Origin of the sequence: Mesorhizobium sp. M0045 (genome assembly GCF_040323385.1) — a bacterium.
Taxonomy (GTDB): domain Bacteria; phylum Pseudomonadota; class Alphaproteobacteria; order Rhizobiales; family Rhizobiaceae; genus Mesorhizobium.
On the sequence record NZ_JAMYUY010000029.1, the window covers coordinates 1 to 14,285 of the forward strand.

Here is a 14,285-nt window from a genome sequence, read left to right on the forward strand (position 1 = left end):
TACTCCGCGTCGCATCAACGACGACAATCAGGAATCGCTGTTTTCCGCCATTTGAAGAGGGGGTGCATAATGAATCAGTCTTCGCGATCGGGCGGATTGAACGCTCGACGGTATTGCTGTCGATCTCGATGCGGCCGTCTTCGAGGAAGCGCGAGAGGCCTTCCCAGCGCGAGAGCGTGTAGCGGATCGCCTCGGCGAGCTTTGTCTTCTGGCTGATCAGGCCGAGCTTTTCGCGCAGCCAGGGTTCGAGATCGGCGACAATAGCGCGGCTATTTTCCTGACGCATCGCGCAACGCTCGTCGGCCGATCGGCCACGGATGCCGTCCTCGATTTTATAGAGCTCGGCAATCCGTCTCAGCGCCTCGCTGGCGATCGGCGCGGGACCGGCTGCTGCCAGTTCATAGAAGCGTCGGCGCACGTGTGCCCAGCAGAAGGCGAGCGTCACCCCACTCTTTTCGGCCAGCACGCGATAGCCGCCATAGCCGTCGACCTGCAGGATTCCGCCAAATCCTGCGAGATGGGCGATCGGACGCTCGGCCTTTCGGTCCGGCGCGTAGATATAGGCGACGCCCGGCGGGTCGCTCCCCTCCCATGGTCGGTCATCGCGGGCATAGGCCCAGAGCTGCCCAGTCTTGGTCTTGCCGCGGCCAGGATCGAGCACCGGCGCCGTGGTTTCGTCAGCAAAGAGCTTCGGCGAAGCCTTCAGCTTGCCAAGCAGCCGCTCATGCACCGGACGCAGGTGCCAGGCGGCCCGGCCGACCCAGTCGGCGAGCGTGGAGCGATCGAGATTGATGCCCTGTCGGGCGTAGATCTGCGCCTGACGATAGAGCGGCAGATGATCGGCATATTTTGAGACCAGGACCTGGGCGACCGTTGCCTCGGTCGGAAGACCACCCTCGATCAGCCGTGCGGGCGCCGGAGCTTGAACGACCAGGTCCTCACAGGCGCGGCAGGCATATTTGGGCCGGCGCACGACGATCACACGCAGCTGCGCCGGAACGATGTCGAGCCGCTCGCTCACGTCCTCACCGATCCGATGCAAGCCATTGCGGCAGCCCGGACAGGCATGATCCTCGATGTCGACGACCATTTCCACCCGCGGCAGATGGGGTGGCAACGCGCCGCGGTTCGTCCGGCGCTTCCTAGCGCGCTCCAGACGCTCTGCGGGAGATGCTTGTTCATTCTCTTCCTCGTCGGCGGCCTCGATCTGCTCGGCCTCTTCGAGCCCCAGCAGCAACTGATCCTCGGGAAGCGTCTCAGCTCTTCGGCCGAAGCGGTGACGCTGCAATTCCTTGATGATCTGGATTAGGCGGGCGTTCTCGACGTCGCGCGCCAGGACCATCGCCTTCAGCGCGTCCGGATCGTCGGGAAGCTGGTCAGCCGCCATCGCCATGACCGGATCAGACCATATTCGCCGACATCCCGCGACAGCGGAATCCAGGCTGATTCACTTCGTCGCGGGTCAGCCCGCCTGAACCGGAACGCGGGTCCGGCGCGCCTCGTGGACCCGCCGCCAGTCGAGACCTTCCAATAGCGCCGAGAGCTGCGCGGCCGTCAGCCGCATCATGCCGTCATGCACCTTCGGCCAGCGGAACTCCCCATCCTCCAAACGCTTGGCATAGAGGCAGACCCCGGTGCCATCCCAGAAGATCAGCTTGATCCGGTCAGTCCGCTTCGCCCGGAAGACGTAGACGGCCCCGCTGAACGGATCGGCCCCCATCGTCTCTCGCACCAGCGCCGCCAGCCCCTCCGCACCCTTGCGGAAGTCGACTGGCTTTGTCGCCACCATGACCTTGACCGCACCCGTCGGCCCGATCACGTCGTTGCCTTAAGCGCGCGGATTACCGCAGCCACCGTCTTCGCATCCGCACCCCGGCCAACGCGCATGGCGATGCCGTCGATCTCAAGCTCGATCACGCCGGCGTCTCGGGTGGCTTTCCGTTTCCGCTGCTTCGATGGACGCCTAGCTACAGGTTCCGGCGCCGCCACAACCGCCGGCACGAAGGCAGGAGAATCTTGCTGCACCGAAGCAGCCTGTTTGCGCGCTTCCCGGCGCCAGGCGAAGACCTGCTGCGGCCTGAGGCCATAGCGGCGGGCGACCTCGGAAATGATTGCGTTCGGCTCCAGCGTCTCCGCGATGATCCGTGCTTTGTCATCCACCGACCACTGACGCCGGCCGCCAGCACCGTTGATCACCTCGAAACGTCGAGGTTGCCGCTCCGGGTCAAGCGTAAAGTCAAGTCCAGACACAAGTCGATCTCCGATCCCAATGCAGAACCGGCAACCTCACAGATCGCGACCACTCCCGAAAGGTGGTCCCGAAACACCGCTTACGCTTCTGGTGGCTTTCATTGTCGTACAAATCTCACTCCATTACCTTCCAACTTTCCACAAATGCTCGTTCGACCGTCACTTCGCTTTTCGATGCGTCAGTGGTCGGATTATGCGGCCGAGTGGCATGATCCGAGGAGAATTTGGACAGCACGGTTGGTCCGGCATTTCTGTGGCTGGAGTGCGCACATGACAGACCACGACGCGCCCGTCTGCCATCGGCACCAAAGGCGGCACTTCGATATGCCAGCGGGCACGCAGGTGGAATGCACACTCGCTCGGCGGACTGATCGGACTTGGCCCCTCGTCCTCGACTTGGCACCTCGTCCTCGGTGGGCACCTGCGGCCGAGCCCGCGCGCATGGGATCCGGCACAGGTGCCGCCGTGGTCAGCGCGCGTGTGGGCCGGCTTGGCGAACAGCGCCTCACATGTAACCAATCCACGATCCGCCCAGATACATGACCGCTACGAGATGGCCGATAGACGGCGCCCAGAGTACGTGAGATGAAGACGAAGGCGATCTCATCTGCTCCTGGAGATCCATGAGTAGGTTCAGGATCTGTGTCTGCACGGAAACGTCAATGGCCGAGACTGCCCTCGTCGGCGGTGATGCGCGACGGGTTGAGTGCCAGCCACCGCGCGATCCCGAGACGCTGCCGTTGGCCCCAACCTTTCGAAGAAGACCCGCAGCGAGCGCTTGGCGCTATCGCGGGCTAGGCGCGCTCACCGGTCGGTTCGGCGGTAAACCGAGATATGTCGTTTGGACGTTTCGTTGAACGCACTTCTAGCCCAATCTCCCCAACGCTCCGCGAGCTCTAGCCCTACGCATTCGGCCATAGTATCGAGTTCTTGGTGATAAACGTAACGAGTGCGATATGGTAACCGTCTGACCGATGTATCAGAAAACCAGAGGACGGCTGAAACCAAGGTCTGGTTTAGTGGATCGTGGACTTCCGTATCGACTATCGTATTTTCATGATCCATGAGCAGCGTAGTAGTTTTCTGGCCGCTGGCAAAACCATCCAGGGCCGGCACACCAACTTCTATCACCAAAATCCCATCATGGCCTAGCGCCTCCGCGGCAGACCGGAGGCAAGCTATTTGAGCTTCGCGCGTGAAGAGCAGCATGAACGTATTATAAACGCAATACACCAGATTGTAGCGTTGCTCCGCTCTGAAATTGGCAATATCCCCCTTCCACGCCTTGATCAGATCAGTGCGCTTGGCGAGAAGTTTCAACATGCTGTCCGAATTGTCGATACCTTCGACCCTGACGCCGCGCTCGTTCAACGGCACTGCCAATCGTCCGTCGCCAATACCAAGTTCAAGAGCACTGCCTCCGCTAGAATATCGCTCAAGAAAGGCGACTGTCTCGTCTGCCTCAGCGACTTTACCTCGAATTCTGGTAAATTTTTCATAAACCGGAGCCCAATTCTCGCCATATACGAAGCCATCAGGCATTTATGTTCTCCTGGATGTTAATTAGTTCATCTTTTACTTGTTGATACATTCGACTTTCAACAACACCCTGTTACCGACTTCATCAAGGCGGGCGATAGATAATAAGGGCGATTGAGCCGCGGAGATAATGAGCGCAGCGGAAGCTAGCTAATTCCCGTAAGGGCAGTTCCTCTCTCTGCCAGGTGATTGGGCTTGCAATTGCATTGAGTGGAAAGAACTTGGCACCATGACTTCGCTTTCCAGAAACCGCGACATGACTAACCGCCGACGCATCTAGCAACGTGAGCAAGGTTTTGCAGGAGAGCGGGTTGCCATGCCTGAAAGTGCATTTCCAGTGACCCCACACTCGTGCCGGCCAATACAGAAGATTCCAACTAGAGAATGTCTCCCGGATCGACCCGTTCCACCGCCAGCAAGTGATCGAAAGATACCGCGCCGGCCAAACCTTGAGCGAACCATCGTTGCGGACATCGAAGGGCTCCGTCGGTGGGTGAACTTTGCATTTCAAAGCGCAAGGGCTATGCCAACTCAAAAAGCGGTTTGATCTATTGCGCTTAGCTTTTCGCCTCCGATTGCATTTGTTTGCTTCGCTACGTTTTGTCGGGCCTCCGACAATGGTCAAAACGAATTGGCTCGCTAAGGTACGGCATCTCAGATGCGAATACTGAAAAGAATAGCTGAAGGAGGTGTCCGCCGCATTCTAGGACGACTGGCCGGGCCGATCGGCGTAACGGCCGGCTCCCGCAGTTGCTGAATGCGCTCTGCCCGGTTCCACCTTCCCTATCGCGAAAGCCGTTGCGCTGGGCCATCCGCAGCAGATTCTTCTCGCCAGGGCGATGGCGACGCCACTTCCACCTCTCACTCCCCGGCAAACCGATCGTCTCGGGTAAAAGATCGAAGTCGGTAACCTCTCCTTCCCGGTTTCTTGGTCATATGGCTGATGCCGCTATCCCGCGTCCAGCGGACTTGTTGCTGTCTGCATCCAACGCCCTCGAACTCGTTTAGCTTCGGCGTCAGTCCCAGGATCGGCCCACCGCGTTGGAGTTTGAGTATCAATTGTCGACAGCCCAGATACTCGTCATAATGCTGATCGGCTAGCCAACGCGGTGCTCGCAGCTCCCGGCCAGCAGCCGCTTGAAACCTGGACAGTCGACGCCTGAGTCCGAACGGCCCGATCGTTATTGAAGACGGTCACATCCGTTCAGCCAAGGGCGCGGGCGCGGCGGGCGAAGCAACCTTGCGCAGCCCGGCTCTTCTGATTATGGCAAGCTGAGTCGACGATGCTTGCGGATGTAGACGAAGGCGCCGAGCGCCGGATGCTCAGGTGTGATCTCAATCATGGGCCTCCTTCCGGCTCCTCAGTGTTTCGCCATGCCGTTACACTGGCATCAAAACCGTCCTCCATTCGTGCTCGGCGCTAAGCGCCTGCTGTTTTCTACCATCCGAGCGATGCCTCTACGGCGAAGGGGATTCCTTCGGGCCGGTGCATTTTGGGCTTCACCTTGCAAGCGATCTGCATTGACTCGTTATGTGAAAGCGAATCATGGCGGCCTGTGTAGGTGAAGTCGGATAGGCGCTGCGCTTGGGCGCGTTGTTTACGGCTCGCATCCCTTGACGCTATCCGGTACCATCGAGATAGACATCATGGACGAGGAGCGGTGCACCACCGTCACCCTAAAGAGACGATGCGTGTCGCGAGAGAGCGCGTGGTGTTCATCAACAATGGCTTCCTCGAACGGACCGGCGACGAGACTCACACCTCGATGGAAGCCGGCCCAATGGTCCGCAAGGGCCACATCGACCTAAAATAGATCCAGGCCTACGAGAATGGAGCGTCGACATCGGGCTCGCCTGTGACCTGTAAGGCCGCGCGCAATTCGGCACGCGCTGCGTGCAAAGCTCGACCTGGTGGCCGTCAGCTTGGAGCAGAAGCATTGGGCCACTGGATCAGGTCGTACAAGGTCGCAGGGGCGGCCAGCTACTAACGCGAGCTCGCAGCTCATTGAATACATCGGCGTGCCCGCACTTGGCGTGCTCCCGGTGCCCCTGTCCCGGATGATCGCACCATACGCCGGATCTCGCATCTCCAGCGGGGGATCAGACGGCACCGTTATGATCATACCGGTTCCAACATGCTCGAACGGCTCAACGAGGAAATCCGCCGGCGCACCGAGGTCATCGGCATCTTCCCCAGGCCGCAGAGCTGTCTACGGCTGGTTTGAGCACTGGCGGAGATCCACGAGAACTGGCTCAGGCGACACGCTAACTCAATATGGATTATCTGCTCGAAGACAAGAAGGAGAGTCTGAGGGCATTTGGCCGCCTAAGACGCGGCCGCAATGTCCGCCGCTCCGCTAACACCGGGACTGCGCGGCGGACACGTAAGTAAACGTCACCGCTGAATGCCACGTCATTTTTGCAGAGCTTGAAGCACACAACTGGCAACAGATCCTTCAAACAAATTCACAGAAACTTTGCGGCCGCACGCCGCCGACAGTGGTATTTAACCGCAAAGTCTAAGGCCAGGCACAGCTGAAAAGCTGATGCCAAGTTCGCTTGGACCACTGCATTGCACGCAACCCTTGGAGTTACAAGCACATGGCAAGAAGAGCATTTGTCCTGATTGAAGGTCACCCAAGAGGTAACGGTGTGCGATACGTTCAAGCGGCCAAGCGCCTTGGGCTTCATCCAATTACCCTGGCAGCCGATCCAGCTTGCTACGACTATCTTACAGCCGAAAGAAGTGATGCAATTCGTGTCGATACATCCAATCTTGATGCGCTCATCCGCGAATGTTCCCGGTTACATGCGACTTACGACATTGCCGGCATCACTGGTTTTACAGACGTCGACGAATCGGTCTATATTACTGTTGGTAAGCTTTGCCGGCATTTCGATCTACCAGGACCGAGGCCCGCATCGATTGAACGATGTTGCGACAAATTCTCTCAACGTCTCGCCCTTCTGAAGGCCGGCGTTCCAGTACCTGCATATCGCGTGGCATCGAATGCAACGGATGTAGAAAACGCTGCCGCGGAGATCGGCCTGCCAGTGGTTGTTAAGCCAGCGATAGGCAGCGGCAGCATGGGTGTTCGATTGTGCCGCAACGTCGATGAGTTGGCCGAACATACGACCTATCTTTTTGGCGGAAAGCACATATGGCGGTCTTCGCCGAGGATACTGGTCGAGGAATTCGCACAAGGCCCCTTTTATAGCGTAGAGATAATGGGGGATGAGGTTATTGGGATTGTCGCCGTTGACTTCGCCCCCCCGCCGCATTTCGTCTTCCGCGAGAGCATCTTTCCGGCCCCGCTGGGCGATGACGAGCATGAGCGTATCGCTGATGTTTCGCTGAGCTGCCTGCAAGCTCTCGGCCTTGGCTGGGGGCCAACAAACATAGAACTCCGGTGGACGAAGCGTGGCCCAGTCGTCATCGAAGTCAATCCGCGTCTTGCTGGCGCGCTCGAGCCTCAACTTGTCCACCTGGCGTCTGGTATCGACCTCATCACGGAGCATATCAAGCTTGTCATCGGCGAGAAATGTGATTTACGCAGAAGGCATTCGCAAACTGCGGCCGCGCGGTTCCTAGTTTCTGATCGCGATGGCACCCTTGATTGGATTCGTGGCGATAGTCGGGCGGCGGCTGTACCAGGTGTTGCCGAAGTCAAGTTATATCGCGAATCCAAGACCCCGATCATCAGGAAAGGCGATTACAGAGACTGGATCGGACATGTCATTGCCGCTTCACCCAGCCATGCTCGGACCGAGGCGATCATTCAGCGTGCCGTCGACTCGATCGATTGGTTGATCACACCATTTCCGCCCCTTGGCGAATAAGATCAATCTGCAGCCCCCTCACCCTCTCCGTACCAGCGCATGTGACGCTAGGTAAGAGGTTTCGTCGTCGAACATTCTTGCAGTTGAGAGCATGAGAGAGGCGCAGATCGACTTTCCACGCCACTCATATGCGAGCGACAATCGTTTTCCGGTCGACCTGCGTATTCGGTCCGCACTTAGCCCACGATGGGCCGGGGCGCGAATTGAGGAGAAGCAAATGCCTGTCGCGATCGTGTCCCGCGGCGTGGGGTAGGCGGCGCATTGGTCGGCCTGCTCTCCGGCCTATAAGCCGGGCCGATCAGCGCGCCACGGCCGGCAGGCTGATTAGGGGATCATCGCTTGTCTGGCTGATCTTCCAGGGTTATGTATCTGGCCCGCTGCAACTGCCCATTTATCGTTCTGTTCGAGCAGGAATTGCGCCGAAAGGCGCACGGTCGCATCGTCGTTCGGGAAAATTCCGACGAGCTCGGCAGGTAGCACATCGGGCTCGGGGTCGTCATGATTGCCGCCAGCTTCGGCACCTTCGGCCGGATCTGGTCGGCGACGCAAGCCGTTGGGTGCGGGTGTCTTCCGGCGTCTCCTGGGCAAGCGCGGTGGCGATGAAAGCGGAGACGACACGGCGCCCCGCTCTTGCCGGCATGGGCCAACGTGGCGCATGAAGTGAACCCCGCATCTCTGCCGGGCCGCCGACAGAACCTTGGTGACGGTGGCCTTGAGGAGTTCGTGGGCATCGAGACGACAGGCTTGACTGCCGATCTCCTGCGGGAGATGCGCTTTGCCACCGAGCGGCCGATGGAAATGGAGGTGGACGCGGCTACCGGTGCCGCCCATGGCTCCTCCGGAAATGGGTTGGCGCCAACAACCAAACCCTACCGGAAGCGCCGATGACCACCGACACGCCGCTCACTCGCTGCAGCGCTACGAACGGCGTGCTCGCGAGCGGCTTCAACAACCGCCGAGCTACACCACCTGATGGGACACGACCGTTATGCCGTTATGCCCCTCCTGAGCTCGCTGGCAGCCGCTAGATGACTGTCTTACGCATTGCAACCGACGATCCCGCATCTGACGCGATCTTCGTTGGATCGCTGGATCGCTGTCCTTTATGTCATAACATCAGCCGCCCGCCCGACAAATGTTCTGATGCGAACTCGATTGAAAGGAGGTTTGCTATGCAACTTTCAGGTGGCTTGGTGCCGCTCGATGAGTTCTTTCACCCTCTGTTTGCGGTGCATCTCAGCGCGCGCCCGGCGTTCCCGTACTCCCGCGCATTTCAGCTGCATTTCCCGAAACAGAGTCTTCGCTACAGAGAGCTGGTCGGCAGTTGAGCTTTTTCCGGGCCCTCCTCCGAGCTGCAGAGCGTCTCTGCACTCTTCGAGACTCGGCGGTAATACGCCAGCGAGTTGGCTGGCCAGTTCGCTTCGGCGCTCCGCCACGCGGCTCCCCTGAGACACGCTCCCGGCGATCTCGCCAACTAGTGTGTGGGCTTTCCTGAAAGGAACGCCTCGCAACGCCATCCGTTCCGCGGCGACGGCCGTCATCGATGAGCCGTCTTCCAGATTTTCACGCATCGACCTCGCGTTGAAAGACATGAACGTCACGATGAGGGATGTGAGGGTTATGGCCCGCTTCAGGGCATCTTCCGCAAGGCCCAGAGGAGAGCAGCCGTAGTTGCTCGCTTCGATCGAGTTGCTGAAAGGCGATTTGTAGGTAGCTGTTGCCGCCGAAACGTATGCGCCGATCACGATGGTTGCCGATCCCTTGATGTGTTCAAGCAGAAAGGGGTTCTTCTTTTGGGGGAGCATGGAAGAGCCGCCGGCAAGATTGGAAGGAATGTCGACGAGGGCGAACTCCCGCGTTGTCCAAACTTGCAGGTCCTGGGCCACACGACTGAGCAGGATTGAAACGCCAGCGAAAACTGAAAGCCCTTGCAGGTGATGGTCGCGGCTCGCGACCGCATCAAGTGAGTTGAGTGACGGCAGTTCGAACCCCAGAAGACTTGCGGTTTTCAAGGGATCTATGGGAATACTGGTGCCCCCGCCCGCGCCCGCCCCCATCGGGCAATTCTTGATGTCTTCCAGCAGGCAATGGAGGCGCTGGCGCTCGCGCCCCAGAGCGAAGAAGACGCCAAGAAGGTAGTGCCCTGGCGACCCAGGGAGTGCGATCTGGTACTGACTGTACAGCGGAGCCACAAGTTTCGATGCCTCTTCCGTTCGCTGAAGCAGTGCATCCTGTAGAATTCCTATTTCCTGCGAGGTGGAACAGGCGGCGTCCCGAAGGGCCAGCAGAGAATTGGTCGCGTTCAAGTCGTTGCGGGATCTCGCAAGGTGCAGCCAGCCGGCCTTTTCCGGGCCAGCTCTGGCGGCAAGTTCCGCCTCATAGGCCAGATAGAGGCCACGTGGAGCATGGCGGCCCTCCAAACACTGGAAGCCCTCCTCCTGGAGGTCCAGGATATGCTTGAGGAGATCGGCAGCGGCTGCCTGGCTGACCAGGTCCTGATCCGACAGCATCACCAGATGTGCTTCGTCTATGGCCGCTTGGTATTGCAGAAGGCGACCGTCACGCGTGATTTCGATAGGGGGAGCGAGCAACTTCATCGCTTCGGGATGTAGAGTCCACCTGGCATCGGTTGACCCAGCGTGCTGCTTGCCGTCCGATTCACCAAGAGCCGTCTCAATGTCGATCACAAGGGAGGCGATCATCCTTTCAGCTGCCGCGGCAGCTGCATTGAGATCGTCAGCGACGCCTACGGCGTAAGCTACGCGGTCTCTGAAGTCGCCATTTATTTGAACTTCGTCTCCCTCAGACTTCAACAGACCCGCTTCGGGCACTGTCGGTCCTGGATTTCGAGAAAAGCTCAGGCGTTTGAGCTTCCCGGATTTGTGAGCAAGTCGGAAACGGATGGCTCCCGCTCTTCCGCCCGCGCGCGGAGGCGTGAACCCTTCTCCCGCGTAAAGTTTAATGACCATGTCCAGGATTGACGTTCCCAAGGCGTGCGACAGCATGACTGGGATCATTCCTCCAGCCAGTCTGGGATTGACCTCAATAATGACTGGGCCCGACTCCGCTATCACGAACTCTACATGAGCCGGTCCGAACTCCAGGCCGAGCGCAGATACCGCGCTCACGGCAAAAGAGGCCAATTCCTGGAGGGAGCGCTCCGGAAGCGGGGCCGGGAAGTCGTGCCCGACCTCAACGAAGCAGGGAGGTGCGCCCTTGTGCTTGGCAAGAATTCCAAGGCAATGCAGCGTCCCATCGTACGCAATTATCTCTGCAGAGTATTCCTTGCCCTCTATATATTGTTGGATGAGCACGTCAGGGCTGCGCAGACCTACCTGATCGAGCAATGCGCCCGTTGCACTCTCAAACGCCTTGATGGCGGCTGCCTCGCTATCGCATAATCTCACGCCGCTACTACCGCTTCCGGAGACCGGCTTCACGACCACTGGCAGAGTAGCTTGGGCAAGAATGTTCTCCACGTCTCTGACGGAAGTAGCCAGTCGAGTTTCAGGGATCGCGATTGATTGCCGCTGTAGCTCGGCCGCTTGTTTCCATTTGTTTCGGCAGGTAGCTATGGCCTCAGGATTCGCCGTTGGTAGCCCGATCGCCATCGCAGCACTTGAGGCTGCTTGCACGAAAAATTCCGACGACGAATATATTCCTGCCAGCCTTCTCAATTTGGCGGCGACCCCGACGAGTTCATCCGGACTACGCGTTTCAGCTTCGATAACGTGAGCGACGGTGTCTTTAAGAAACGCATAACGCGCAGGATTGCGCGTAGCGAGATACGGTTCAAAGCCCAGAGCTCTGGCCCGTTTCATCAATAGTTCGCCGGTGCCCGTCGTATTGCTTTCCACGAAAAGGAAGCTACCTCGGTTCATCATGATTCGTCCTCAGGCGCGTTTAGAAGAGCTTCCCGGCTTTTCCGATTCCAACGATATCGGTTCCATGGCGGGAGAGCGGTCGAGGGATGCTCTTCGCTGGACGGAGCGTCCGGAAGAACACCTTCATGTAGACATCCGTTCTGCTTGAGCCACTCGTGGTCATAAACAGCTTCGGCGTAGCGGTGGCCTTCATCAGGACATATGACGACCACGATTTCTCTTGGATACTGCCGAGCGTGCCAACGCCCCACGATGTAGCTCGCCCCGGAGGTCGGACCGGCGAAAACGGCGTGCCGCTCGTGGAGGGTATGCGTTGCAGCAAATGCGAGCGGAGCCGAGATGAGATGCACATCGTCGTACAGTTCATGCTTCACGTTCTTGGGCACAAGACTGTTCCCCAGCCCCCGCAGTTTCCGTTCGCCATCCGGTTGGCCGAAAATGACGCTATTGAACGTGTCCACTCCGATCAGGCGAGCGCCTGGGGCTTTTTGGCGGAGGCGCTCTATCGTTCCGCAAGTAGAGCCTCCTGACCCCACAGAACCGACCAAAGTAATGTCGGCGCCCAGCATCCCCGATATTTGATCGGCAAAAACCTTATAGGCTGCAGGGTTGTCGGGTGTTTCGTATTGTCGGGGCCAGAAACAGGAGTGACCCAAATGTCTCATCCTCGCGTGTAGTGCGTCCAGCCGGCTTCTTTGATAGCCACCCTGCCTGGCCTTTTCAGTTACTATGACGACTTCGGCTCCCAGGGAGCTCAACCTGTTTTCCAGACCTTTGTCCATCACTGGGTCTGTGAAGATTTCAAGCTGGAATCCACGTTCCCGGCAAACTACGGCCAAACCCAGTGCGAAGGTTCCGCTTGAGGTCTCGAGAACTTTCATGCCGTGCTTCAAAGTCCCTCGAGCCAGCGCTTGCTCAATGATGTACTTCGCAGGGAGAAGCTTCATGAATGCAAACTGCGCAAGATAAAGGTTTGTCTCACACCTAAGAATCGTTGGCAGAGCATAGGCATCAGAATACCCGGAGAATGGCAGGCGTTTGCGAACAGCGTCCATATTGTTACCTCATCGGCGGCCAGACATGGTCCGGTATATTTTTGGCGAGTTGTCGAACGGCGATACATCGGCGAGCACGGACCGAAGCTGCCGTGGGAATTCAGCCGCCATTCGATCAAGCAGGATTCCGATCATTGTGCCGCTGTGCGCGACTATGACCCCGAGAGAGCCAGCGGCCTCGGATATTTGCAACATCGAGTTCAGATGCTTCTTTGGAGTCTGCTCCTGATGCAGGAGAGCGCTCGCTGTGGCTATTTTCCCAATCGTAGCCGTATCACCTCGCGCAATTGCTATCTGTGCGCGGTCCAGGAGTTCTTGATATTCTGCTCTTCGACTGGCGGAGATTTCACCTCGCCGTTGGTCATAATCGAGGGTTTCGACCGTCCCTCCTTCGTCGATACCAACGATTGCAAGTGGGGGCATTTGGCCAAGGAAAGAGAGAAGGCTACATGATCGCTGTTGGTATGCGACCACACCGGGGTACATCACCCCGTCAGATGGCTCAATGTCCGCCATTAGCTTCTCGATCAACGACGTCCGGATTGTACGCTTGAAGCACCCTGCGATTGACCGTGCAGTCGCGACAAGATCGGCAGACGAACTCGCGAGTCCTTTGCCTTCGGGGAGCTCAGATTCCAAAAGGAGGATTCCTCCTGAGACGCCGAGCGCGATCACTAGATCCTCAGCCAGTCGTTTCGCTTTGACTTTATGTGACGGATAAACGGTTACCAATCGTGAGCCTGCAATTGGCATGAAGTGAGCTCGCGCAAAGAGCGCGATGGGCATCGTGACCAAAAAGTGAGGGTCGCAGGGAACGGAGGCGACCGGCAACTGGCCTTGCAGCAACTCGCCGAATGTGCCGCAACAAAGAGCGTCGCTAGAATGGATTCTTGGCTGGTGCCCATTCTCGGCGAAAATCTGGGCCGCATCTGCGCCATCGAACCTCTGGTGAGATATGTATGGCTTCCAAACTTCATCGGCGGCTGCTTCGAGAAGTTTTCTAGTCGACATGCTCACCCCCTTCCTTGAGGGCCGCTAGGAGGGGTAGAATTTTGGGTCACCATATCAGTTCCTCCTCAGGCTCATTGAAATGTGATTTGCTGCTATGAGGCGAGGCCCGGATTATCGGAACACGGCTCGGGTTTCAGTTGGGAATACTTTCAATGCGTCGCAGTTGCCCGCGACATGAATGCCGGTCGGCAGCTCTCGCCGCCTCGCACAAAAGGTTTCAAAAATCGCGCCAATTTGGCTGATCGAACCGAAGAAGAATTTTGTGATTGCTTTTCAGCTATTTAGCCTGAGGCAAAATACGAGATTGGCCAAACAGGCGCGTGTCGCAGACCCGACAAACCCGACCGGGATGTCCAATTGCGCTGCTCGAGACCGCTACGGCGTTTACATCGGAGGCCCGAAGACGCGGGGCTCATCTGTTCGCTCGGCCGCAACGGCACAGTCGTTGCGCCATCGCGGATCCCGCGGAGGCCGGGGCGACGTGGTGAAGACGAATATCTTGCCTCGTGCCCAGTGAGTGATGGACCGGAGAGAGACGATCAGGCGCGGTATCACTAAAGCGGGCAACGGTCGCATCCGGCACATGCTGGTCGAGAGCGCCTGGCTTCGGATCAGAATGTGCATTTTTTCGAAGTACGATTTTCATGACCGCCCCGCGGGAGCATCCATTTTCAGGTGCAGTCAACGTTTTTCAGGAAATTCGCCT

Annotated in this window: 8 protein-coding genes and 3 pseudogenes; 3 read left to right on the forward strand and 8 right to left on the reverse strand. The window is 58.3% G+C overall.

Going from position 1 to position 14,285, the window contains the following annotated elements; translation table 11 throughout:
• From tnpC to NKJ72_RS28355, 4 genes are all read right to left on the reverse strand, one after another.
• Positions 1-1,393: IS66 family transposase (gene tnpC, locus NKJ72_RS28340; RefSeq protein ID WP_352480390.1), on the reverse strand; the 1,393-nt coding region annotated here is incomplete at its 3' end.
• A gap of 69 nt (positions 1,394-1,462) precedes the next feature.
• Positions 1,463-1,819, reverse strand: a complete 357-nt coding sequence (gene tnpB, locus NKJ72_RS28345) for an IS66 family insertion sequence element accessory protein TnpB (protein ID WP_023800865.1) — start codon at positions 1,817-1,819, stop codon at positions 1,463-1,465.
• Entirely contained in the window at positions 1,816-2,250 is a 435-nt protein-coding gene (tnpA, locus tag NKJ72_RS28350) for an IS66-like element accessory protein TnpA (RefSeq protein WP_352480391.1), read from the reverse strand. Before tnpA ends, tnpB begins: the two co-directional genes overlap by 4 nt.
• Positions 2,251-3,054: 804 nt before the next feature.
• Positions 3,055-3,792, reverse strand: coding sequence for a methyltransferase domain-containing protein (locus tag NKJ72_RS28355; RefSeq protein WP_352480392.1), 738 nt, complete (start codon positions 3,790-3,792; stop codon positions 3,055-3,057).
• A gap of 1,626 nt (positions 3,793-5,418) precedes the next feature.
• Here NKJ72_RS28355 and NKJ72_RS28360 point away from each other — a divergent pair.
• The 3 genes and pseudogenes from NKJ72_RS28360 to NKJ72_RS28370 all read left to right on the forward strand — a co-directional run.
• Positions 5,419-5,724, forward strand: a pseudogene (locus NKJ72_RS28360) (malate synthase G); the annotation flags it as partial.
• A gap of 194 nt (positions 5,725-5,918) precedes the next feature.
• A pseudogene (locus NKJ72_RS28365) lies at positions 5,919-6,011 on the forward strand (transposase); the annotation flags it as partial.
• A 379-nt stretch (positions 6,012-6,390) separates the two neighbouring features.
• On the forward strand, positions 6,391-7,629 hold the full coding sequence (locus NKJ72_RS28370) for an ATP-grasp domain-containing protein (protein WP_352480393.1): 1,239 nt from the start codon (positions 6,391-6,393) through the stop codon (positions 7,627-7,629).
• Between the two features lie 298 nt (positions 7,630-7,927).
• On the opposite strand, the pseudogene NKJ72_RS28375 reads toward NKJ72_RS28370, so the two are convergent.
• The 4 genes and pseudogenes from NKJ72_RS28375 to NKJ72_RS28390 form a co-directional block, all read right to left on the reverse strand.
• Positions 7,928-8,361: pseudogene (locus tag NKJ72_RS28375) on the reverse strand (transposase); the annotation flags it as partial.
• A gap of 449 nt (positions 8,362-8,810) precedes the next feature.
• Positions 8,811-11,513 (reverse strand): lyase family protein, encoded by a 2,703-nt coding sequence (locus NKJ72_RS28380; RefSeq protein ID WP_352480394.1) that lies wholly within the window; start codon positions 11,511-11,513, stop codon positions 8,811-8,813.
• Positions 11,510-12,568: a cysteine synthase family protein gene (locus tag NKJ72_RS28385; protein ID WP_352480395.1), complete on the reverse strand. Its 1,059-nt coding sequence runs from the start codon at positions 12,566-12,568 to the stop codon at positions 11,510-11,512. The genes NKJ72_RS28380 and NKJ72_RS28385 overlap by 4 nt, the downstream gene beginning before the upstream one ends.
• Positions 12,569-12,577: 9 nt before the next feature.
• The gene (locus tag NKJ72_RS28390) at positions 12,578-13,579 is read right to left on the reverse strand and encodes a GHMP family kinase ATP-binding protein (RefSeq protein ID WP_352480396.1); all 1,002 of its coding nucleotides are present in this window, start codon (positions 13,577-13,579) and stop codon (positions 12,578-12,580) included.
• Positions 13,580-14,285: the final 706 nt, after the last annotated feature.

Coding starts and splice junctions, on each gene's coding strand:
- NKJ72_RS28355 (WP_352480392.1), bottom strand. CDS start 3,792: ATGCCTGATGGCTTCGTATATGGCGAGAATTGGGCTCCGGTTTATGAA.
- NKJ72_RS28385 (WP_352480395.1), bottom strand. CDS start 12,568: ATGGACGCTGTTCGCAAACGCCTGCCATTCTCCGGGTATTCTGATGCC.
- NKJ72_RS28380 (WP_352480394.1), bottom strand. CDS start 11,513: ATGATGAACCGAGGTAGCTTCCTTTTCGTGGAAAGCAATACGACGGGC.
- NKJ72_RS28370 (WP_352480393.1), top strand. CDS start 6,391: ATGGCAAGAAGAGCATTTGTCCTGATTGAAGGTCACCCAAGAGGTAAC.
- NKJ72_RS28390 (WP_352480396.1), bottom strand. CDS start 13,579: ATGTCGACTAGAAAACTTCTCGAAGCAGCCGCCGATGAAGTTTGGAAG.